We start from the raw sequence: 21,018 nt of genomic DNA on the forward strand, positions 1-21,018 counted from the left end.
CTAGCAGGGAATCCTTCTGTCTCGTTCCGAATCCATTCAGGGATACGAATCATGCAAATTCACATCACATCGTCGATACCTGGCTTGAAGAGGCTCACTTCCGACCTCGAGCGTCTGGAAGCAGGCGGCATCTTCGCTCCAGCACTCATGGCTTCACCGGTCCTCGCGAATTGGCGTCACGGCTTCAGAAAGGTCCGTTGCCTAGAGGGTATTGTCGAAGGGCACCCGTCTCTCCCGGATGGTCACGTCATCTCCACGAGCGAGGTGTGGGCGCACTTCCATGTCGAAGATGAGCACTTCGTTCGAACCCTTAACCGCTGGTACCGCCTCGGCACGCGGAGCAGTGCTGGCCATTCACCCGCGGATGGGCTGCTTTCTTTTGGGGGTCGACGCTGATGAGACTTCTGAGGTTTGGTGAGCCGGATGGCAACTCTTCGCTTCGGGAACTCAGTTCGAGGCTACGCATTCACAAGGAACTGGCGGACGATCTCCAGCGGCTTCTAACGGAGCGATCCATTCCGCACCTCAATCCGGAAGTCGTGACGTTGGTTGAGGATTGGACAGTCGAGAAATATATATGCCCGATGCTCGTCGGTCGCTTTCAAGATCCCCGAAAGCCCGGCGACCTTCCCGCCGACTGGTTAAGCTTCAGTGCACCGCTGGAACTGATTTCAATAGAAGCAAAAGCGGCCCGTTCGCTTACGCAATGGTATCGGCTCGGTGAACCGTCGGCTCTTGCTGAGGACGCGGTCCACATCTGGAGTTTTCCTGATGGCCGATAGCGATAACTATCTGGTCGAATTCCGTCCGAGGAACGCTTCTCGCCGGCTTCGTGATGCCGTCAGGAAGGCTCCAGGGGTCTTTCTTCTACATGCTGCATTCCGTCGAGCTCTACGATCCCAGCATCGGCTCCGGAACAGCCTTCCATCTATCGTGGTCGTTATTGTTGACACCGAGGAAATTACCGACGTCTATCGAAAGGCAGCGGAGCTTGCGCTGACCGGCCGGATCGAGCCATGGCCACACCTGCAGCGGCAATCGAAGGCCTTTGTCCATGTGTTACCTCCGCCATCGAAAAAGAAATCGAAGACAAAAACGCTCTCATTCCTTGAGGAGTATGGACGGTTCGATTTTGTCCTGGTCCTTGCGCTCAATCGGTCCGACCTGCCGGAAGAGTTGACAATCTTGGCGGACGGCGTCGTCGATCTCGGACCTCCGACGGCAGATCACATCAACGCGGCCCGCCGGCTTCTGGGGCGCCGGCCGCTGGAGGACGTCACTGCTGCGGCGATCGCCCGTTTGGATCTCTCGATGATGGTGACACTCGCGGGCAAGCCCCGCGTCTCTCTGGACGTCGTCCGCAAACTAAATGCCGCCGGCAGTGTCCCAGCTACTGAGGCGGCACCATCCCTAGAGGAATTGCCAGGCTATGGAGGCGCAAGAGAATGGGGCTTGGCTTTCGTCGAAGACGTTCGTCGCTTCAATCGTGGAGAGATGGATTGGGGTCATATGGATCGAGGCGTCCTTCTCCACGGCCCACCCGGAACCGGCAAGACCCTGTTTGCGCAGGCGCTTGCCAAATCGGCAGGCCTGCCGCTGATAACGGCATCGGTTTCGCAATGGCAATCGTATGGCCATTTAGGAGATCTGCTCGGCGCGATGCGTCGGACCTTCGAAATGGCTCAGGCGCAACAACCTGCTATCGTCTTCCTTGATGAGCTCGATGCGATCGGCGATCGAACACAGTTCGCAAACAATCATGCAAATTATTCACGTCAGGTGGTCAACTACCTTCTCGAATCCATAGACGGCGCAGGAGGACGGCATCAGATCGTCGTTATCGGGGCAACGAACTTCCCGGAAGCTATCGATGCCGCACTGCTGCGAAGTGGACGCCTGGAGAGACATATCCCGATAGGCCTGCCCGACGAGGAGGAGCGCTTCGACATCCTGCAATTTCATCTGAAGCTGGCGGACGACATAACGGAGCTAAGGGATATCGCAGCGGATCTTGAGGGCTGGAATGGTGCCGACCTTGAGATGATTGCGCGGGAAGCCAGAAGGATTGGACGCAGGCAGAGCCGGCCGGTCCAGATCGCCGACGTCGCCAACTCACTGCCGCCGGTCCAAGAACTTTCCGAGGAGAGCCTACGACGCATTGCAATTCATGAAGCGGGTCATGTCATCGTTGCCCATGTGCTGTCACCATGCGCCAAAATCAGCGTCGCGATCCGGCGGCAAGTGAGATGGCTCGGGTCACAGGTGCGCCAGCGTGTCGGCGCCGTAAGGTATGAGTTGCCGGAGGACGAGCGTTCATTTGATACTCGTGACCGGCTCGAATCCTTGATCTGCCGGATACTTGCTGGCGCTGCAGCCGAAGAAACCCTTCTTGGCTGCAGATCGAGCGGCTTCTCAGGCTCGAAGGGAAGCGACCTCGAAGAAGCCACTATTTTGGCGACTCAGATGGTAGCTTCGTACGGGATGGGTAGAAGTCTGCCATTCCTCATAGAAGCCCATCAGGTCTCTGCCGAGAGCGCAGGAAGGCTGCCGTACGCGCTCCGTGAAGATGTCAGCCGAATCCTTGACGAGCAATATTCCCGCGCCACTGCCATATTGATCGAACACTCTGCCCTGCTTGATAGGATTGCTACTGAACTGTTCGAGAGGGGGGCACTTACAGTAGACGACGTCGCCGACCTGATCGCGAACAATGTGGCGGAGAAAGGTCAAGCCAATATGTCCGCAGTAGTCGCGCGCGGAGCATAATCGCCAACTTTTACTTCAAAATCATCAGGAATGTTGACCGTCAGGTCGTGCGCTTTTTTAGGGCTTCACGCGGTCGGCCCTGTGTCACGAGCTTTCGTGGCTTAGGCCGTTCCGCATGAGTTGAGCCCTCGCGCGATGCCATATCCGCACGATTGCCGTCACGCTTCGCAGCGGACCCAAGTGCCGGTCTGTCGGCGGGGATGTGTGGGACATCGTCCCCTTCGTTGGCAGCCATTTCACAAGCCTCAAGAATAGAGCCAAGATGTCGGCATAGTAGCTCTATCCAAATATTTGCGCCATCACTCCTTAGGTAGCAGCCGCGCGCCGTCACGGCGCGCCGACGATTTCACTTCCCAATGCAAGACTTGCGGCTACTCACTGAAGTCCACGAGATACTCGGACCCCGGCCGCAAGCCGGTAAGAACCAGATGTTCCCGCGCGCGGGTGCATGCCACGTAGAGCAGCCGTCGCTCTGTCTCGTACACGTCGTCAAGCTCTGCCTCGTCGGCTGCATCCGCTACGCGTTCGTCGAGAGGTAGGATTCCTTCATCGCAAGCCATTACGACTACGGCGCGAAATTCCAGACCTTTCGCCAGGCTCATTGGCGACGTGACAATGCCGGCAGCCTCATCAATTCCAGGCACGCTTGCTCGGGCACGCGGGATCAATTGCGGTGTCCGTACGAAGACGCCGATCTCATGAGCGGCGATACCTTCATCCAGCCAGGTGCGGATGGTGGCGCGCACACTGTCGGCTTCCTCGAGCTCATTCTCAAAGGTTCTGATTTCCGGCGGCGGCCCTGAAAAGACGGAAACGATTCCGCGGCGCTCGTCCTCAAGTCCATCGGTGTCGCGTAGAATGTTGGGCAAGAGCTTGTCAGCAGCCTGCCGAATCTGCTGTGACGTACGATAGCAGACCTTGAGCGTGTGCGACCTGCCGCGAACGTCAATGCCCAGTCCAGCCCAAGAGAAGGGGTGTTGAAAGATGCGCTGGCCGACATCGCCAGACAGAAAAACGGCGTCCGCACCGACCGGAGCCAATGCAGCAAAAAATTGGAGCTCTGCTGGCGCAAGATCCTGTGCTTCGTCAATGATGATGTGGTCGAATGGCTTCGATCTGCGGTCGATGATTGAACTGGCGAGACTCGTGAAGACCTCAGACCAAGTCGTGTATCGCTCAGACGACAATGATGCGCGCACCGACGCAAACACAGGCCAGAGCCGCTCCCGCTGGTTCGGACCGAGGCGGCTCTTGCGGCCCATTCTTTGAACGGTCGCATAGGCCTCCGGGGACGTGATCCCCCAGGCGTCGATCACATTGGTCCACTCGGACAGCAGGAATCGATCCGAAAATCCCTTCAGATCGGCTTTGGTCGCGGCATCGTGGAGCCGCTCCCTAAGTATCGGTTCTGACGCAATCCGGGGGCGCACGCCATACTCTAGCTGATGCATCTGTTCCGCTATTCCGCGAAAGGAGGCGGTGGTGATGCGAGGTACGATGCCGCCAGTCTCCGGTGCGAGCACGAGAAGCTTCTTTGCCATGGCCTCGGCAAGGGGCTGGGAGAAACTTGCCAACAGGATCCGAGCATTAGGGTTTTGCCGGGCCAGCCGGACCGCGCGATGAATCGCTACGATCGTCTTGCCTGTCCCGGCCGAACCCGCCACGCGGGCAGGTCCAGCGAACGTTTGCTCAACCAGGGACCGTTGCGAGGGATGGAGGAAGACCCCCCATTTCTCCCACGGGAAGGCGAGTGCCTGTTCTAGTTCATCCTGGTCAGCAATCGGACGGATCCTGCGCAGTGCATCAGGGTGGGAAAATGGATCGGCGAGGCGAGCAACAGACGCGGGTAGTGTTCCCGTGGCGGCATATTCCAGTAGCGCCTCGGAGGCCTCTGCTGGCAGATGCGCCGCAAGTAAGAAAAAACCTTCCTCGTTGGCGTCGCGGACATCGGCAAACCAGTCTTCGGGAACACCCGCTGACAGCAGCGCCTCATCGTCGAGAGATGCGAAAAGCGGCTTAGACGGTGAACCATCGTTCACGCCTTTCGCAGGCTCGGGAAAAACGAAGTTGAACGTTCCCGGCGGCGCTACGTCTTCGACGCGCTCGCGCACTTCGACGATCTGTATTGCGCCCGTCCGTGGATGGGCCTCGATCCGCCGGCGCTCAGCCCACGCATAAGCCGCGTCGTGATGGTCGACATAGGCGACCATCACGCTGTCTCTCGTCCTGTGGACGATAAGCCTTATGTCCCGATTGACACGAGCCGACCAGAAGTTCGGATCCTTGCTGTTTTCAATTCGATGGAGCTGCAGCCCGTTGCCGGAGGGATCCATCTGCAAATCAAAGACACTCGCCTTGACTGCCTTCTGATCCACGCCTGATAGTCGGTTGAACGAGGCGGTAAATGTCTCTGCTATCAGGAAGTTCACGTCACCACCTCACTTCCATTGTGCGCGCAGCCGCTCGAGCTGTTCACTCCAGAATTCTATCTCATCAATGAAGGAATATCCGAGCGATCGCGAAAGGTCGAAGAAGCCCTTGCCCGGTTGCAGATCGTGTTTGTGAACCACCAGTGCGGTGATGAGTGGTCGCCCGCCTTCGTGCTCGTCAGTGGAAATTTCACCAAGAAAGTGAGCGAGCCGCGGGTCATGCGGCTCCATCTGAACCGCCGAAATCTTGCTTGTCAGTTCCGAATAGGTGATCGGGTCGCAGCACTTCGCTCGTTGCCTGAGAATGACTAGGGCCTCGTTCTTGGCCTTCTTCCAGGCCATGGCACTAAATCCGTGATCGAAGTTTTCCCGCCGCATATCCGTTAAGCCCATTGATCAGAAAGGTTGTGACGAGTTCCGAGCATGTAGAGGCCGCTATGCACGTCGAGTATACTCCAATCCGATTTACCCTTGAGGAGTTCGTGCATTAGGGCGTTATTTTCGTAGATGGCGCCCGGCTCGAATGCCTCGTCATCCAGTGCGTTTCCCGCAGGTTTTTGAGACAACAACTTCGCCTGGTGTAGCAGCGCCAGACCCATATAAATCGGCCCTCCTGGCGGAAGCATGACTTCCCGGTTCTTGAGCGTGGAAGACAAGGCAGGCTTCGAGAACAATGCCACCATAAACATTGCTGTCGCATTCCAACTGCCTATGTAGCGCGGCCGCTCTTCTGTTTTCGACAGTATCGGCTGCAGCCATCGCTCCTGCGCGCGGCCATAGCTCGCAAGATCATCCGGCAAATCTCTGGGCAACCTGACTTTTTGAAACATTGCATAGCCGCCAGTGAGAGACTGTTCGATCGGGGTCGGGCCGCGCTCAAGGTGAAATGTCTTCGCCTTGCCAAGTGACGTAGAATCAAGACTTGAAAGGACCTTCGTCGCGTGGTCTGTAAAGTCGTCGTGTATCTGGGCTAGATGCCCCCATCCAAGGCCGACGGCGAAGCAGACGTGCCACGGGTCGCGATCAGGAAACTTGGCCAATTGGTCTGTGATTTCATTGAACGCGAACTTGTTCAGCTTCTTACTGCCTTCGTGCAGGAGTTGCTGAACTTTTGATCGTGCTGGGCCTCCGCCGATGCCGCCGCCCTTCACGCAAAGTTCGTTGAAGGTTGTTTGGACCATATTGAGGGGCTTTGCGATCTTCATCCTTAAACCCCAAAGACCTTCATCACTTCATCCCCGAAATGGTTGATGACCTTCACCGCAATCTTGCCCGTTGCCGGGCGTTCGAACGGGCGTGACGTATCTGAATAGAGCGTCGCCCAGGCGTCCTCGTCGATATCGGCCTGCAGCGCGGTACGCAGGCTCTTGTAGGGATCGTTGGCACCGAGGAAGTAGGCGTGGCGGACGAAGAAGCTTTCCTCGTTGTAGTCTGTGTCGACGAACCAAGCGGCAATGCCGGCGGTGTCGTTCGAGCGGATGTCGCCGGTATTCGGGTCGAACACGTCGACGCCGTTCACCTTCACGCGGATCTGCGGGCCGCCATCGTCGAGAATGTCGACGTCCGGTTCGCCGAAGACAACGAACATGTTGCCGCGGCCGGTGTTCTTCAATTCCTCCGACATGTGCATGTCGGGGTTGATGCGCGCCTTGAGGATTTTCAGGCTGCCCAGGCTACCCAGTTCCGAGGAATGGGCGTCGAAGTTAAAGGCGCAGGCGATCAGCACGTCGAAGCGGGCGTCGACCGCCTCGCGCGCCGCAGCGACGATGTCCTGCCGGCCGACCGTGCCGTATTCCGGCCCGATCAGGATCGCAGCGCGGCGCTCCGGCCCGCTCTCACCTTCGATGAAAGTGCCGCTCGCGCCGATGAACTTGCCACCCGGCCAGGGGGTCAGGCTGTCGAAGGTGATGCGGTCGCCCTTGTCCTGCTGCTTGACGCCCTCGGTCCGGAGGTAGTCGATGACGATCGCCGCAAAATCCTGGCCGGCTAGATCGGCTTGCGCTGCTGATCGCCGGCCTTCGGCGGCCTCGATGTCGTCGACCAGTTCCTCGTCACTCGCCGGCAGCACCCGATGCGGCGACAGGCTCTCCACAGTGAACGGCCCGGCGACGCGGACGCGACCGGGATCGGTGTAAGGCTTGTCGTAGAGATATTCAACGTCGGCCCGCGCGGCGATCGAGGCGTCGATCTCGGTCTGGCGGGCGATGCGGGCTTCCCACCATTTGGCGTGCGGCTCCCTAGCGGCGGCCGGCGCGCCGGCAGGTAGCTCGCGCAAGATCTGCCACTCCTCATGCGACGTGCTGAGCGCTGTATTGAGCGCGGCGCGCAGCGGCTCCATGACGGCTTGCCACTTCTCCCAGATGTCATCAATCAGCGGGTTGTTAGCGATCGAGCTGAGCATGATGTGAGGAACTCGCCCATAGACGAAGCCCTGGCGAATATCGTTATGGACGGGGATGTCTGACTGCGGGCGCATGGTCAACCCGGCTTCCTTAGCGCGTCCATCTCGACTGTCAGACAAAAGATACCAAGGATATCGTGCCGCCATCAGACGTGTGCGTGCCAGCGCTAGGGCGACGCGGCTAGTGTCCATCGTAATCCAACGTCGACCCCACTGCTCGGCGACATAGGATGTGGTTCCAGAACCACATGTAGGATCAAGAACAAGGTCCCCAGGATCTGTCGTCATCAAAATGCAACGTTGAATCGCCTTTTCGACGGTCTGAACGACATAAACTCTGTTCTGCTCTGATCGAACATCAAGCCAGAAGTTGTTTATGGGAAGCTGATCGAAATCACTCCAGAACTGCTTGTATATCCGAACTGACTTGGGCTGACTAACAATACGATTAGCTTTGCATAGTCGTATCATTCCCGGAATGGTCGTCTTCCAATTTCTATTACTACCAGAATTGAATACCATGCCCTGAAATTCAAAGGAGCCCGTTGTATTGGCACGAACCCCCGGAGAAACAGCAGAATTCGTTCTAAATACCTCTCGAATGTCGACGGTGGACGGATCCGCGGCTTCCTCGGGCGCAACCTTGCGCGTCGAAACCCTAGCCTCATCTATCCAGCGAAACTCTCCTCGAATCTCCTGATCCAGAGGTTTCGACAGATAAAGTTGACGATATTTTGTGTTTTTTCGATCTTTAGCGAACCATATAATAATATCATATGTACTTGAAATAAGCTCAGAAGTAAGTCCGGTCGATTTGGATAGAGCGATCTCTGCGACGAAATTCTTATCTCCAAACACCTCGTCCATCACCGCTCGGACCCGATGGACATTCTCGTCGCTAATTTGTACGAAAATCGAGCCACTCTCCGTCAATAGGTCGCGCATCGCGGTCAGCCGGTCGCGTAGATAGGTCAGGTAGGAATGGATGCCATCCTTCCACGTGTCGCGGAACGCCTTTACCTGTTCGGGTTCGCGAGAGATGTCGGCTTGCTTGCCGTCCTTGACCTCATAAGATTGCGTCGAAACCTGCCAGTTCGAGTTAAATTTAATGCCGTAGGGCGGATCAAAATAGATGCACTGGACCTTGCCGCGCAGGCTCTCTCGCTCGGACAGGCTCGCCATAACCTGCAGGCTGTCGCCAAGGATCATGCGATTCGACCAGTGCTGGTCGTGCTGATAGAACTCCGCCCGCTGGTCTGGCTCGATGCCGTTAAAGTCGGCGAACAGATCTGGCGTATCCGTCTGTGCCTCGCGGCTGGCAGCGGTCCGCCGCTTCAGCTCATCGATGATCGCTTTGGGGTGGATCTTCTCCTGGATGTAAAGTGGCGGCACGTTGACCACGAGGTCGGACCAGTCTTGGCGGTCTTTACCCCGCCAGACGAGTTGGGCGTCCGACAGCGTAAGTCGCCCGGTCTCGGCCAATTCCTGCATCTGTTCGTCGGAGATGGTGATCGTCGCACCGCTCCAGATCAACTCGGGCTTACCCGGCTCCTCTGCCGTCCGTGTCGAGCCGTGAACCAGCGATCGAGTCCGCGGATAGTGCTTCGGCGGCATCGGCGAGGTGTCCTCGTCACGCCGAAAGAAGCTCTCCATCTCGGCCGTTGGAATGTTGATGCGGCTGGCGCCTGCGTGCTTCAGCGCATCAATGATACGGGGGGATTTGGGCGTACGGGCCATGCGATCAACCTCGCTCCAGAGGAGCTACAAAATGTCTGATTCCGTGAAGCTTCATCAATGCGGCGATCTCACCGGGCAGTTCGTTCTCGGTGACGAGTAGCGCCTCGATGGGCGTGGCCTCTCGGACATCCATGGCCTGCCGTACCGCGCGATACTTGATGCATTGATATACGCCGCGTCGCAAATCCAAGTTGTTCGAGATGCGGGATTTGACCTCGACGACGATGGTGCGATCAATTAATTTATAAACGACATCGATCCTGTCACCCGAATCCAGATCAACTTCAGTGTCAGTCGTCGCCTCGCCGAAAGCGTTCTCGACCAATCCGGGATTATCCTTGACCCATAGCCGAAGGGCTTTGTGAAATGGCCCTTCGCCAGCGCTGCCATAGTTTCGACCGGTCTGGATACCGTCTTTTTCGGTACCTCGCTTGCGGTCTTCGCGGTCATTCTCGATCGCAGCCTCCTCAAGAGGTGCATCGAAGACCTTCCAGTAAAGATCAGACCACTCGGTTGCGGAAACTTTGTAGACTTCGCCCGCTGCTCGCTCGAAACTGTGCTGCCAGAGGCTCGGGAAGCGCGTCTTGGCGTCGTCCTCATCAAGACGCCTTTCTTTGAAGCGGCTCGCCATAAACGAGCCGGCGCCCTTGCTGGGCTGTCGATCCTTTTGGTTGACCGCCAGGACATTGATCAGGGGAGCCGTCGGCTCGACCATCTGAATCTTGCCCATGAGGGAGCCGACGACAAACCCGAGGCGCGTCCTGAAGATAGTGGAAAAGCCTCGCTCGTTTTCGAGCTTCGCGCCAAGTTCTCCGTAGGTCATCGTTGAACCATCCAAGGCAACGGCGATCAGAAATCGCATAGTCGGCGCAAGCCCGTGGGTGAGCAAGTTATCGTTTGTCGCCGCATGAGGCTTTCGTTCAACCATTATTCGCCTCCAGCAACTTTACGACGAGCGCGGAGAAGTCCTCTTCCATCACCGTCCAGTCCCTAAACTCAGCAAACTCCCAACGGCCGAAGCCGCCGAGGGCATTGACACCCTTCACCCAAAGGTCGCTCGTCGTTTGAGCCTTCGCCTTGTCGGTTTCATCGCGAATGCCCTTCACCTCCAGGATGAGGCTGAGCGGTTCCGCGCCGCCGTCGTCAAGCCGAACGAGGAAGTCCGGGACGTAACGGCGCAGGACGCCGGCATCGAGATATGGAATTTCGAATCCCAGAGCTTGGTTCTTGGCATAAGCGATGACGCGCGGGTGCCCTTCCAGCGTCAGCGCGAGCTGTTCCTCCCAGGTTGAATCGAGGACGACATGGCTGATGTGGCTTTTTGCTGGCCGCGCCCCAGTCGCCCAACACGTCTTGGATGTGATGAAATTGACGTGTCGCGTCGACCCCTTCGGGTTGTATGGATCCAGGACCGCAAGGATTCGCCCTTCGCCGCCGCGCGTCAGTGCAATGTCGATCTTCTCGGCCGCTCGGGCGAGCTGGTCCTGATACAGGATCGCCCCCACGGGCACTCCCTTTGTGACGAGGTAGCCTTCGTCCAACCACCGGCGCGCCAACCGTTGAATCTGCGGGAAGAGATGTTGTTTGGGAAAGCCTTCGTCGTCGCGGAAATGGGCGTAGAGAAGGTGCTTCGCAAGGTTGAAGCTGATCTCGGATGGCCGCAGGCGTTCAAGAACGGCGGGCGTAATCGTAACGCCTGCGCCGACAATGCCTTCCATCACGACCGAGGTCGGGCCAATGTCTTCGGGCGTGATCACAAGGCGACTGTCGTCGTTGAAGACGGCCTCCAGCTTCTCCGATGGCAGTTCGCGCCGGTAGCCGCTGACGCGCGGAAAGACGATCTCTAGGCTTGCCCGCTCCTTGATGGCGTGCACTCGGGTGACCGGCTTCGGCTTCGTAGGTTTCGCGACCTGTGGAGCAGACGCGAAGTCGAAGGGGATGCCCATGATATCGGCATACTCGACGTCAAACAGGCCAGTGCGCGGATTCAACTCGTAGGACTGGCGGCGCAGCCCCCGGCCGACCACTTGCTCGCAGAGGAGCTGCGTGCCAAAGGCGCGGACACCCAGGATATGGGTGACCGTGTTCGTGTCCCACCCTTCTGTCAACATCGATACGGAAACGACGCAGCGGATCTGCTCGCCGAGGCGGCCAGGGCGGCCGACGGTGTTCATCACCTCACGCAGCAGCGCGCTCTCGTCTGTCGCGGCGCCAATGCTGCCGGCGCCTTCCCGGTCCGCCATCTCGCGCCTGAACTGCTCGATCTCCGCTTTGGCGGCCTCGTGGAATCCTTTGTCCAGCGCATCTCCGGATTCGATCTGCCGCGAGTCAATGAGGAGAGTGCGCGGGCGTGACAACCTGGCGCCGTTGTCGTCATAGTTCCGGAACAGTTCAAGATGTCCCGCATGGAAGGCAGCGCGTTCGCCCTCTTCGGCGTCGCCTCGCTCGAATCCTGCGATCCATTCGAACACGAGCTTGGATATTGCAGTGTTCTGGCAAACCACGATGAAAACCGGCGGAACCTCGATTCCCTCGCGTTTCCACCGATCGAACTCGCCCTCGTAGTGGCTGTAGAGAGCAGTTAGCGCAGTTCTGAGCTGATTTGGAAGGTCGAATGGACTAAGCTTGTTTGCGCCGGCTGCGGTTCTGGGAAGATCCTTTCCTATGTGCTTCCAGAGATCGCGGTAGATCACCGAGTCGGTCTGCACGAGATTGTCCGTCACCGGAACGCGCGGAAGTTTCACGATGCCACATTCGATCGCGTCGATCAGGCTAAAGTCGGAGACGACCCACGGAAACAAAAAACCTTCCGGATATCCTGATCCCTTCAGGAAGAATGGCGTCGCGGAAAGATCGTAGACAGCGCGAACACCCTTCGACAGCTTTCGGTCGAGCGCCTCGATCCCATTGATCCAAAGACGCGCCGCTTCCTCGTTCTCGGCTGCCTCTCTCTTGTCGTCGCCGCTCAAGGGTCCTTCATCATCTCCATCCACCTTGTGGCGATAGCAGTGATGCGCTTCGTCGTTGATCACATTGACGCGGTCGAAGTTCAGCAGTTTTTCGCACGCCCGCTTGAGCATGTCCGCGTCTGTTTCAGTAGTCTTCACCGGCTCCGGCGAATTGCCTTGCAGAAAGCTGCGAGCGACCTTGGGCAGAGAAAGCGTTTCGCGGTGCTGAAACGAGTGGTAGTTTGTGACTACGATTTCGGCGCGGCGAATGTCGGGCAACATCTCCGGCGGCACGATTTCGCGGGTCTCGTAGTAATTGTCTGCTTCGCTTGGTAGAAGAACCCGTAGACGATCACGGATCGTGATGCCTGGTGCGATGATCAGAAAGGCGCGCGAGAAATCTTTTGAAGTACGTCGAACAGCATTAACTGTCTGCCACGCGATCAGCATGGCCATCACCGTGGTCTTGCCGCTGCCCGTCGCCATTTTCATCGCTAGGCGGAACAGGGCTGGGTTGGCTTCAGCATTGGCGGCAGCTACGTCATTTATGAAGGCTTTTGTAGCGGCACGCTTCGGCGCCACCTCTGTCAACCAGATGATCGTCTCGACTGCCTCCACTTGGCAGAAGAAGGGCGTAGGCCCGTTGAACTCGTGGCTCCGCCAATGCTCCAGTAATCTCTGCGTCGCCGCCGTCACCCCCCAATCTGCCGGGTTGCGTAGCTTGCGCCAAGTGTCGAGATGTCCCCGGATGGCGTTGATCAAAGCGTTTTCGTTGTAGGATTCGAGATCCAGGGACGCTTGGGATACCGCCGCGCCCTTGCGGGATGCTGGTACTGGGACGATGAAGCGGGACGGGCGACGACCTTGCCTAGGCTCGCCGTCCAAAGGCTGCCCGTTCTTGTCCAGCGGATGATGGAGTTCAGGGGCGCTATAAGGCGAATTAAGAATAGGACGTTCGTAAAAGCTGCTCACTACTAACGCCCCCCGAGAACGTCGATTCGATTGTGGTGTCTCGGTTGCAACTCGTAACGTCCATACGGGGCGACGACCAGTGGGAAATTGACGATACGAGAAGTCCGCGTGGAAAGAGTTAAAGGAAATCCCTTACAATTACCGACTTCCCAAGGCTGTCCCCGTATGAAAGAGAACGCCCTGACGATTGAACAGCGTCATGAACAACCAGTAACAGGCGTAAAATGATGAGTATGCAATGGCTATTAGCAAAAGCGCCAGGTTTCCACGCATTGCCCGAAGCGGATCGCGCCGCGATCTTTACCTTCACATTCCTGTGGAGCCTGTTCGAGTCCCAAGTCATGGGCAACTTTGCGCGCGTCGACCTGATCTGCACGAAGGTCGATGAGTGGCGTGACGCGGGAACGCTTGATGCTGACCAATACGCACCAGAACTGAATTATTTCCGCCAGCGCTATTTTGCCAACGGCGCCTTCACCCGCCATTTTCCGCACCTGAACCTGCGACCCGCAGACAAGCCCGCAATCGTCCAGTCAGTGCTAGACGGCAGCAACAACGATCCGCGCGATCGGCTTCTCACTGTAATGATTATCGTTTGGCGGTTCCGCAATAACTTTTTCCACGGCGAGAAGTGGGCGTATCAGCTCAGCGACCAACTCTCGAATTTCACTCACGCCAATGCGGTATTGATGCGGCTCCTAGAGCGGCACGGGCAATTGGCCGCGTAATCGTCATGACATTTCAAGATCACAACGATCAAATGCAGCTACCGGTGCCTGGCACCGAGAGCTGTCAGTTCGCTGCCGGCCCCTGTACTGTCTGACGGCAACGCGGCCTAATTTCGGTTGTTGGATAAAGCGTCATTACTTCCACAAGCTGACGGTCCGCAGCCCACGTCCAGCGCATTACCCCTCAGCGCCAATCGCGTCAGGCGAGGAAGGCTAGGCCGACCGATCAACTACGGAATAGGTTAGCTACGGCTTCACGGGTGACAGAAAGTTGTCGATCTCAACGACTTTGGCCTGCGACGTCACATGCTCGAAATTTGGCTCCGGAGATACGGCGCCTTCCCAGTACCGTTGCGCGAGCTCATCGTTGGTAAACCCATGTCGACTCATTCGCTGCTCCTCACTGACCTTCTGTATCGTCGCGTTGCAGTTCAGCAGGAGTTGCAGGTATCCAATCCAGGTGACATCGCGTTGCTCGACTGGCCCCGTTGGCTCGACCTGATGCACGTAACCTTCGCTATAGCTCAAACCCATCCGGCTAAAGTCACGATCCTCGCGCATGTACACGCAGCTATCGCGCCGCAGACAGCGCGTCGGTCGATTGCGTTCGAGACACTTCTCGACCTCTGGAGAATCAGCTTTCAAGGGGAAGACACCGGTTGCACCAAAGATGAAGCCTTTCGGCTCCGGCTGTTTCGCCATCCGATTGTATGTCTTCGCCATTTGCATGCTCCTCGTATGACTTGGCGTGGCGCAGATGTATTGACAGGCTCGTTAACCCCCGACCTTATACTTTTGCCGGCCTAGTCCAGCCTTCGTTGAGTTTTTCAAGCACCTTTTCCAGCCAGCTTTCGTACCAATACCAAGTGTTCGCGACCATCACGCCGTAACCCTTGCCGGGATTGCGAGCGTCGAGCTGTTGAGAGAGCTTCGTGTGGTCGTACATATTGAATGCGGCGTGTCCTGCGCCCTTCACCTTTGCGACAATTTCTCCAGGCAGGAGTTTCGGACGCTCCACCTCCTTCAAGAGAACCCGCTCGACTGCCTCGGCTTCGGGCGAGCCGGGCTTGATGAATTCGACTGCGAGGTCGGACTTGCTGACTTTCCCGGAGAGCTTCGGCACAAAAGCAACGCGGAATCGGAATTTCGGGTCCTTCTGCTCGTCGTCTGAGAGGGCAGCGTGGAAGTTGTCCATCGCCGTCGCGATATGGGCAGGCAGGTCGGTGGCGATCAGGCTCTGTCGTTGCAAACCGTCGAACGTCACGAATTGCAACGCGATCGGCAGCCGCTTCTCTAAGGCAAACTCACGTCCGAAGAGTTCCTTGATGGCGTCGTTGAAGTTGATACAGCAGGCCTGTAGCTTCGCGCTGAGCGCATCGTCGATCCTGTTGGTGGATCGATGCTCGATCTCGTTCCTGATCTCTATCAAGAACTTGAGATTGTTGACAATGCCGCTCTGAAGTGGACAGGCGCCAGTGGTGATGCACTGGCTCAGTTCCCAATGTTTCTCGGCTCCGGATGGCGTGCGCTCAACCACGCCGCCTTTCTTGTGGCGATAATCGATACCTTCGCGCTTGTAATAGGCGTGCATCAGATAGGTCCACGCTATGATCGCAGTGACGATGAAGAGCTCGGCCCTGAAGTAGAGGCCAGCGCTGTTGAATGTGTGGACTGCCGCAATCATGGCCTCGCGAGCTTTCACCAGCAGTTCGTCACCTTGAAGGTGGAGGCCGGTAGCGGGATCAATGTTCGGCCAACTGTCGAGGAAAGTGTCCAGCTCGTCGTCCGACGCGAGCTTGATGGCCTTGTGCTTTGTACCGTCCTTTATCTCTGAGATTCGCGCATTGTTTATCGACCGGGTGGGCCGAGAGAAATACGCCTGAATATCCTGTGGCACGTAGTTGCGGGATAACATCGCTTTGACGATCGCGACCTCCCATTTTTCGAGCGTATTCCCTGGTCGCCTTGCCAATTTCGTGCCCCCCGTTCCTTAGCTGCGCAGTTTGCAATGTCCCGGTTCTAGTCGTTGCCGTAGTCGTGCTCGTATTCCATTTCGCGCTCTGTTGGTCCTCATGGATGTAGCTGAGGCCGGAGGCATCGATTTCGTCGCTTCACATGACCATCTAGCAATCCTATCGATCGAGACGCACGCGAAGTCGCCGGGCGCGCTCGCGAAACGCGGCTTCGCCACCTTCGAGGATGTCGCAGACCGCTTTGCGGATCGCAGCGTTCTCGAGCCCGCCCGCCACATAGCTAATGGGCGGCAGACCGCCTGAAGGATGCGGTCCTGCTTCAGCCACGATGATCTGATCCGCGTCGGTGTTGATGACGAGGTTGGCGTTGTGCGTGACCATGATCACCTGGCGCTTCGCCTTCGCGGCGATGAAGAGCGCGACAAGCTCGTCGAAGACGGATTTCGGATCGAGATTCTCTTCGGGCTGATCGATGATCAGCGGCCGGTCATCGGAATCGTCGAGCGCGAGATAGAGCAGCAGAAGCACGATGCCTCGGGTGCCGGGCGAGAGCTTGCGGATATCGACGCCGTCATAGGAGATCTCATAGCGGACGGTGATGTGGTCGGTGCTGAACAGCCAGTGTGCGAACTGCTTCAACCACGTACGGAAATCAGCCTGCTGCGTCGGTGCGTACGGCGCATGCGACAGCAGGTCCCGCATGTATTTCGCCATGAAGGTCGTCATGGCGGCCTGCACCTCAGCCGCCGTTCCGGTCTCCCATGCGGACTTAAGGGCGTCGGTCGCCGCAGCGATCAGCGAGCCTCGTCCATAGAAGGGGCCGGTCTTCCGCCGATCGAGAAGCTCTTCCTCCGCAACCGTGCCCCAGGCCTGGACGTCTGCGATCCTTCGAACAGAGAAGCTGAGCTTCTTCAGCGTGCCCGAAGATGCGTCGAGGCGCGCCATCAAGGGCGCGTAGAGGCCGGCTAGTGCATTCTGCTCATTGATGATCGCTTCGAAGACCCGGCCATAGGTGTCGTCGCGCTCGGTCTGCAGCTCCTTCCGTCGCGCGGCAGCGGCCTGCGCGTCGGCAAGTCGGGTTTCGAGCGTTTGAAGGGCGGAATTTTCTTGTGCAATGCGTCCGGTCAGGGCTGCATATTGCTCGCGCACTAGCTTGTCGGCGCTAAACAGCGCCTCCAGCCGCGTCATTTCGGCGGCGATCGGCGCGAGCGGCAAAGTTGATATGTCAGCAGTGTCTGCTATGAGGGCGATGTTCGGAGCGCCGGGGGGCGGCGCCACGCCGTTGAGCTTGCGTACCTCGCCGTCGACCCAGGCGACGTAGGCCGTGAGGCTCTTGTCCACGTCGCCCTGGTAAATCAGCAGGAAGTCGTCCCACTGTTTGGCGTCAAGGCCGCTATTGGCGTGTCGAACCTGAGCCTGGCGCAGCATCTCCGGTGCGCCGGTCGCTCGCATACTCTGGACTTCATCCTGCAAGGCGACGTAGGTGCGGCGCTTATTACCGAAATTCTGGATCCAGTTCCTGAGCTTCTGTGCCGCCTCGCTGAGCTGGGTGTGGCGGGCCACCTGGGCCTCGGTGCCCTTAACGACAAGCTTCGCACGATCGGCGGTATAGTCGGCGATAAGCTTCTTCTTCTGGCCGACCTGATTCGTCAGCGAGGCGACGAGGCTCTCTTTCTCGAACTCGGTCGCGATGCGATCTGAGATGTCGGAGATCGCATCGGCCTCGCGCTCACGCGCCTGCTGGTACCGTGAAGTTTGCTGGTTGCGCAGTTCGGCGAAGTCGAGCGCCCATTCTCGATCATCTTGTGAGTGCGCCTCAAAGATCACGCGCTCAATCTCGTCGACCAGCCCGTCGGAGACGCCTTTCGCCGAGCACAGCTCCTCGACAAACTGCTGGGACAGATAACGGGCGCGTGGAAACGACATGTGGCCGTTGGCGTCGGTGCCATCGAGCGCGCGGGTGACCGTGCCGCCGCCGCCCCAGGTTAGCGTGGTCGTCGCATCGCCGATCAGCCGGCGCGCACGCGCCAGGAACGAGGGGCTTATGTTTTCGTCCGCGTCCCACCCGGAGGGTGTGATCGCATCGCAGCCGGCCGCGATGACATCTGCGAGCGCAGTTTTTCCCGAACCGCGTGCGCCGATTATGGCGACAAGGCCAGGGTTGAGCGGGATGTCCGGTGTGGTTGCCCAGTCCGCATCGTCGATCCGAACATGCGAGATGACCTGAGATGGCATCGCCGAACGCGGCGGCTGCTCGCCGACATAGGCGCGACCTTCGGGGTCGATGCAGGCTTGCCTGAGGGCATCAAATTCCAGCGCACCCTTGATCCACGAAAGGCGGTTGTTGACGGGCTGCCCTACAGATTTCTGATCATGGGAGTCGCTGCCATGCAGACAGGGTTTGCACCCGTCATAACGGCCACGCAGTTCTTCGATAGTCACGCTGCGCTGGCCGATCCAAAACTCGCGCTGCGCCGGGCTACTCGAGAAGATGATGTGAGCGAACTTCTCGATCTCTTGGCGGACCGTGGAGTCGGCCGCCTGCCGGACGCCTGAGGTGCCGTCCCCTGCGGCGCCAGCGACGGCGATAAGGATGTTCTTCGTTGCCCATTCGCTTTCGTCGATTACCTTGCGCAATTGATCGAAGTTGACCTTGAACTGCGTTGCACCGTGTCGAAGCGCCGCCCCGTCGTCATTGATGGACTGGTCGGATCGCTTTCCAAGCTTGATTAGCTCCTCACGGGTGCAATCGAAGCGGTCATTGAATGCGTGGAATTGCAGGCGCTTGAGAATGCGTTTCACCTCGTTGAGGTGGTCGCTATCTTCAGGGCTGACCAAAAGGTGGATGTTCACGAAGCCCGATTTGGCCGCCACATCCAGGCGCAACTCAATATTGGGGAAAACCAGCTTCACGCCGGGCAAGCGGCCGGCCACCTTGTGCTTGAGGAACTCCTCATAGGTGTCGGTGACGTAATAGTCGGTGACCGCAATCGCCTCGACCTTGGGCGCCAGCCCTTCGAGCGATGTGAGGTAGGCCTCCCAGGGATCGGCTGCACCGAACTGGTTGTTAAGGATTGTGCCAGGGGCATGAATATGCGGCTCCCAACGGTGCCATTCCGAACCACGACTGATCATACGCCCCGTCATGCCCTTCTTTCCGTTGTCCTACTGCCGTTGCCGCGATGCAACTTCACGGTAGCCCGCGCCGTACATTCTATCCTAGGATTACGTCCTGAAACTAGCGCCGCGCAATATACTGTCGCTCCATTCACTGTATTGACGGCGGAAAGTAAATTGGCGGCACGCCGAACCACAAGCGAGAGCGCGCGAAGCACGCCTGCCAATGAACATTTCTCGCCTTCAACCTGATTGTTTCGATGCAGCGTACCGGTCACCGCGGCGGTCTCATCCGGAAACAAAGGTGCCGATTGGGTCACCTCAGGTGCCTCAGCACAACCCATGGATGGCGCAAAACAGGGTAAAGCTGAACGTTGGGCGCTTCTCGGCAGCCGACGCGAAGCCGCTCAAAGAGCGTTGAGCGGCTAATCTCGGAAAGTTTCTGGTCGTTCACAGATCATTTTTGCACTGGGACAATGCCGTCCCGCACAGGGGGCTGAACCATTTGCCAGCACTCAGGCGCGGCGCCCTGCTGCAAGCCCAGTTGTGAAGAACGACGAATCCCTGAGGTTCGCGTTTTAGTCCTGTGGCGTTTCCTGAATGGACCACTTTTTTGGGAATCGCGATCTTTTTGGTTGCAATCAATGAGTCTTGACGGACCGTCGTCGTCCGAGACTCTACTTTAATCCGAGACGCATCGAATATTCGATATTTTGTCAACAATTACAATCTGTTATCGCCTGCACATAGTATGAATTTGGTTGCAATATGACTGAAGTGATGCCAAGTTGACATCAGTTTTCCAGATCAGGAGTTCAACAAAAAACAACCTGAGGTAAATGTGAAGAGTACAAACGGCCTCTGCACGCTTACGGTTCCGGGAAGTTAGAACGAATGCAGGGGAACCAATGAGCACCTAGTTGGAAAGGGTGGACAATGCGTGGGTCTCAGTCAGTTCAAGTACGATCGCGACGCCCCCCAGGCACGCGCCGCAGAGGTTTTGACCACAGGCGACGATCGGATACGAATCCGGTAACGCGCCGCCGCGATGCGCTTCTGACCCAGAGGCAGAGTGGTCCCCGAGCTTCGCCCAACATTATCGTGAATATAACCCAACAACTTCCTACTACCGAGCTCGAATTACCGCCTCCCGAAACTGTGCTGGCTGATGAGCAGTCGCAGCGAACGTGACAACGCGCGAGCTCGTGCCTGTTTGTTCTGTATGTATGGAGGAAGTGTATGCGTCCGATTGGTCCAATTCGTGCATTTCTGTATGCGAGGTCTACCAGCGAAAAGCAGATTGCCCTTGCTGCAAATGTAAATGAGCAACTTCAGCGCTTACGAGCGTATGCGCAGAAGCGTTCCTATGTCGTCATCAGTGAGGCGTGCGACGCTGCGCAATCTGCAAATAGGTTCTCGCGGCCCGGTCTAACAATGGTCATGAGCGGGGCGACTTGTACGCCGCCAACTTTTGACCTTCTTCTTGCCACCAATCCATCGCGCCTCGCTCGAGATCTCGGGCTGTCAGCGACTATAGTGTCTCGCCTGACTAGAGCAGGCATCAAGATTGAATTTACTGAGCTGTCGGCGGAGCTCGACGGGCTGGACTGCTTGCAAGAGGGACTCCTTGCCCATCTTTCTTGGAAACTGGGAGGATATGGTGAGGAACACTGACCTACCTCCTGAGGCAGCCCATCCGCTTCTTGAGCGGACAGGCGGGACGCCCCGCGCCAAGAAAGATCTCATCGCAGTTCTAAGTGCGATCATGGAGAGCTTTGTCGATCGTGCATTCGGCGTTGATGCTGTCCATCAGGCGATTGCTTCACAACAAATGAATGCTCCCCCGGCGGTTGCCGTCCCGCATCGTCGGAACCGACGGGAACGATCCAGACAACGGCGGCGAGGTCACAAGAGGCAAACCCGAGCAACGAAAGTGTCAGGCAAGAG

General features: G+C 57.7%; 13 protein-coding genes. 4 read left to right on the forward strand and 9 right to left on the reverse strand.

From position 1 onward, the window contains the following. Positions 1-395 precede the first annotated feature (395 nt). Both EX00_RS04620 and EX00_RS04625 read left to right on the forward strand, forming a co-directional pair. The gene (locus tag EX00_RS04620; RefSeq protein WP_047454622.1) at positions 396-782 is read left to right on the forward strand and encodes a hypothetical protein; all 387 of its coding nucleotides are present in this window, start codon (positions 396-398) and stop codon (positions 780-782) included. Then, entirely contained in the window at positions 772-2,766 is a 1,995-nt protein-coding gene (locus EX00_RS04625; RefSeq protein WP_052210676.1) for an AAA family ATPase, read from the forward strand. The genes EX00_RS04620 and EX00_RS04625 overlap by 11 nt, the downstream gene beginning before the upstream one ends. 371 nt (positions 2,767-3,137) lie before the next feature. Here EX00_RS04625 and EX00_RS04630 read toward each other — a convergent pair whose 3' ends face one another. From EX00_RS04630 to EX00_RS04655, 6 genes are read right to left on the reverse strand one after another with little or no spacing between them, the layout of a single operon-like run. Continuing rightward, on the reverse strand, positions 3,138-5,195 hold the full coding sequence (locus tag EX00_RS04630) for a 3'-5' exonuclease (RefSeq protein ID WP_047454624.1): 2,058 nt from the start codon (positions 5,193-5,195) through the stop codon (positions 3,138-3,140). Between the two features lie 9 nt (positions 5,196-5,204). Next, positions 5,205-5,537 carry a hypothetical protein gene (locus EX00_RS04635; RefSeq protein ID WP_047454626.1) on the reverse strand — a complete coding sequence of 111 codons (333 nt, stop codon included), beginning with the start codon at positions 5,535-5,537 and terminating at the stop codon, positions 5,205-5,207. 41 nt (positions 5,538-5,578) lie between these two features. Beyond that, positions 5,579-6,400 carry a hypothetical protein gene (locus EX00_RS04640; RefSeq protein ID WP_047454628.1) on the reverse strand — a complete coding sequence of 274 codons (822 nt, stop codon included), beginning with the start codon at positions 6,398-6,400 and terminating at the stop codon, positions 5,579-5,581. A 2-nt stretch (positions 6,401-6,402) separates the two neighbouring features. After that, positions 6,403-9,333, reverse strand: a complete 2,931-nt coding sequence (locus tag EX00_RS04645) for a site-specific DNA-methyltransferase (RefSeq protein WP_047454631.1) — start codon at positions 9,331-9,333, stop codon at positions 6,403-6,405. A gap of 4 nt (positions 9,334-9,337) precedes the next feature. Next, the gene (locus tag EX00_RS04650) at positions 9,338-10,261 is read right to left on the reverse strand and encodes a hypothetical protein (protein WP_047454632.1); all 924 of its coding nucleotides are present in this window, start codon (positions 10,259-10,261) and stop codon (positions 9,338-9,340) included. After that, entirely contained in the window at positions 10,254-13,253 is a 3,000-nt protein-coding gene (locus EX00_RS04655; protein WP_047454634.1) for a BPTD_3080 family restriction endonuclease, read from the reverse strand. Before EX00_RS04655 ends, EX00_RS04650 begins: the two co-directional genes overlap by 8 nt. 227 nt (positions 13,254-13,480) lie before the next feature. On the opposite strand from EX00_RS04655, the gene EX00_RS04660 reads away from it, so the two are divergent. Next, the gene (locus EX00_RS04660; RefSeq protein WP_234708974.1) at positions 13,481-13,981 is read left to right on the forward strand and encodes a hypothetical protein; all 501 of its coding nucleotides are present in this window, start codon (positions 13,481-13,483) and stop codon (positions 13,979-13,981) included. A 246-nt stretch (positions 13,982-14,227) separates the two neighbouring features. On the opposite strand, the gene EX00_RS04665 is transcribed toward EX00_RS04660, so the two are convergent. The 3 genes from EX00_RS04665 to EX00_RS04675 all read right to left on the reverse strand — a co-directional run bounded on the left by EX00_RS04665 (position 14,228) and on the right by EX00_RS04675 (position 19,089). Further along, positions 14,228-14,704 (reverse strand): hypothetical protein, encoded by a 477-nt coding sequence (locus EX00_RS04665; protein WP_047454636.1) that lies wholly within the window; start codon positions 14,702-14,704, stop codon positions 14,228-14,230. Positions 14,705-14,768: 64 nt separating this feature from the next. Beyond that, on the reverse strand, positions 14,769-15,953 hold the full coding sequence (locus EX00_RS04670) for a DUF3644 domain-containing protein (protein WP_047454638.1): 1,185 nt from the start codon (positions 15,951-15,953) through the stop codon (positions 14,769-14,771). A 160-nt stretch (positions 15,954-16,113) separates the two neighbouring features. After that, positions 16,114-19,089 (reverse strand): TrlF family AAA-like ATPase, encoded by a 2,976-nt coding sequence (locus EX00_RS04675; RefSeq protein WP_047457441.1) that lies wholly within the window; start codon positions 19,087-19,089, stop codon positions 16,114-16,116. 1,221 nt (positions 19,090-20,310) lie between these two features. Between EX00_RS04675 and EX00_RS32245 the strand changes: the two genes are divergently transcribed. After that, positions 20,311-20,745 (forward strand): recombinase family protein, encoded by a 435-nt coding sequence (locus EX00_RS32245; RefSeq protein ID WP_052210677.1) that lies wholly within the window; start codon positions 20,311-20,313, stop codon positions 20,743-20,745. Positions 20,746-21,018: the final 273 nt, after the last annotated feature.

The organism is Martinezella rhizogenes (assembly GCF_000799715.1).
GTDB lineage: Bacteria > Pseudomonadota > Alphaproteobacteria > Rhizobiales > Rhizobiaceae > Rhizobium > Rhizobium rhizogenes_C.

Coding starts and splice junctions, on each gene's coding strand:
- EX00_RS04620 (WP_047454622.1), top strand. CDS start 396: ATGAGACTTCTGAGGTTTGGTGAGCCGGATGGCAACTCTTCGCTTCGG.
- EX00_RS04625 (WP_052210676.1), top strand. CDS start 772: ATGGCCGATAGCGATAACTATCTGGTCGAATTCCGTCCGAGGAACGCT.
- EX00_RS04635 (WP_047454626.1), bottom strand. CDS start 5,537: ATGGCCTGGAAGAAGGCCAAGAACGAGGCCCTAGTCATTCTCAGGCAA.
- EX00_RS04640 (WP_047454628.1), bottom strand. CDS start 6,400: ATGAAGATCGCAAAGCCCCTCAATATGGTCCAAACAACCTTCAACGAA.
- EX00_RS04645 (WP_047454631.1), bottom strand. CDS start 9,333: ATGGCCCGTACGCCCAAATCCCCCCGTATCATTGATGCGCTGAAGCAC.
- EX00_RS04650 (WP_047454632.1), bottom strand. CDS start 10,261: ATGGTTGAACGAAAGCCTCATGCGGCGACAAACGATAACTTGCTCACC.
- EX00_RS04660 (WP_234708974.1), top strand. CDS start 13,481: ATGAGTATGCAATGGCTATTAGCAAAAGCGCCAGGTTTCCACGCATTG.
- EX00_RS04665 (WP_047454636.1), bottom strand. CDS start 14,704: ATGGCGAAGACATACAATCGGATGGCGAAACAGCCGGAGCCGAAAGGC.
- EX00_RS04675 (WP_047457441.1), bottom strand. CDS start 19,089: ATGATCAGTCGTGGTTCGGAATGGCACCGTTGGGAGCCGCATATTCAT.
- EX00_RS32245 (WP_052210677.1), top strand. CDS start 20,311: ATGCGTCCGATTGGTCCAATTCGTGCATTTCTGTATGCGAGGTCTACC.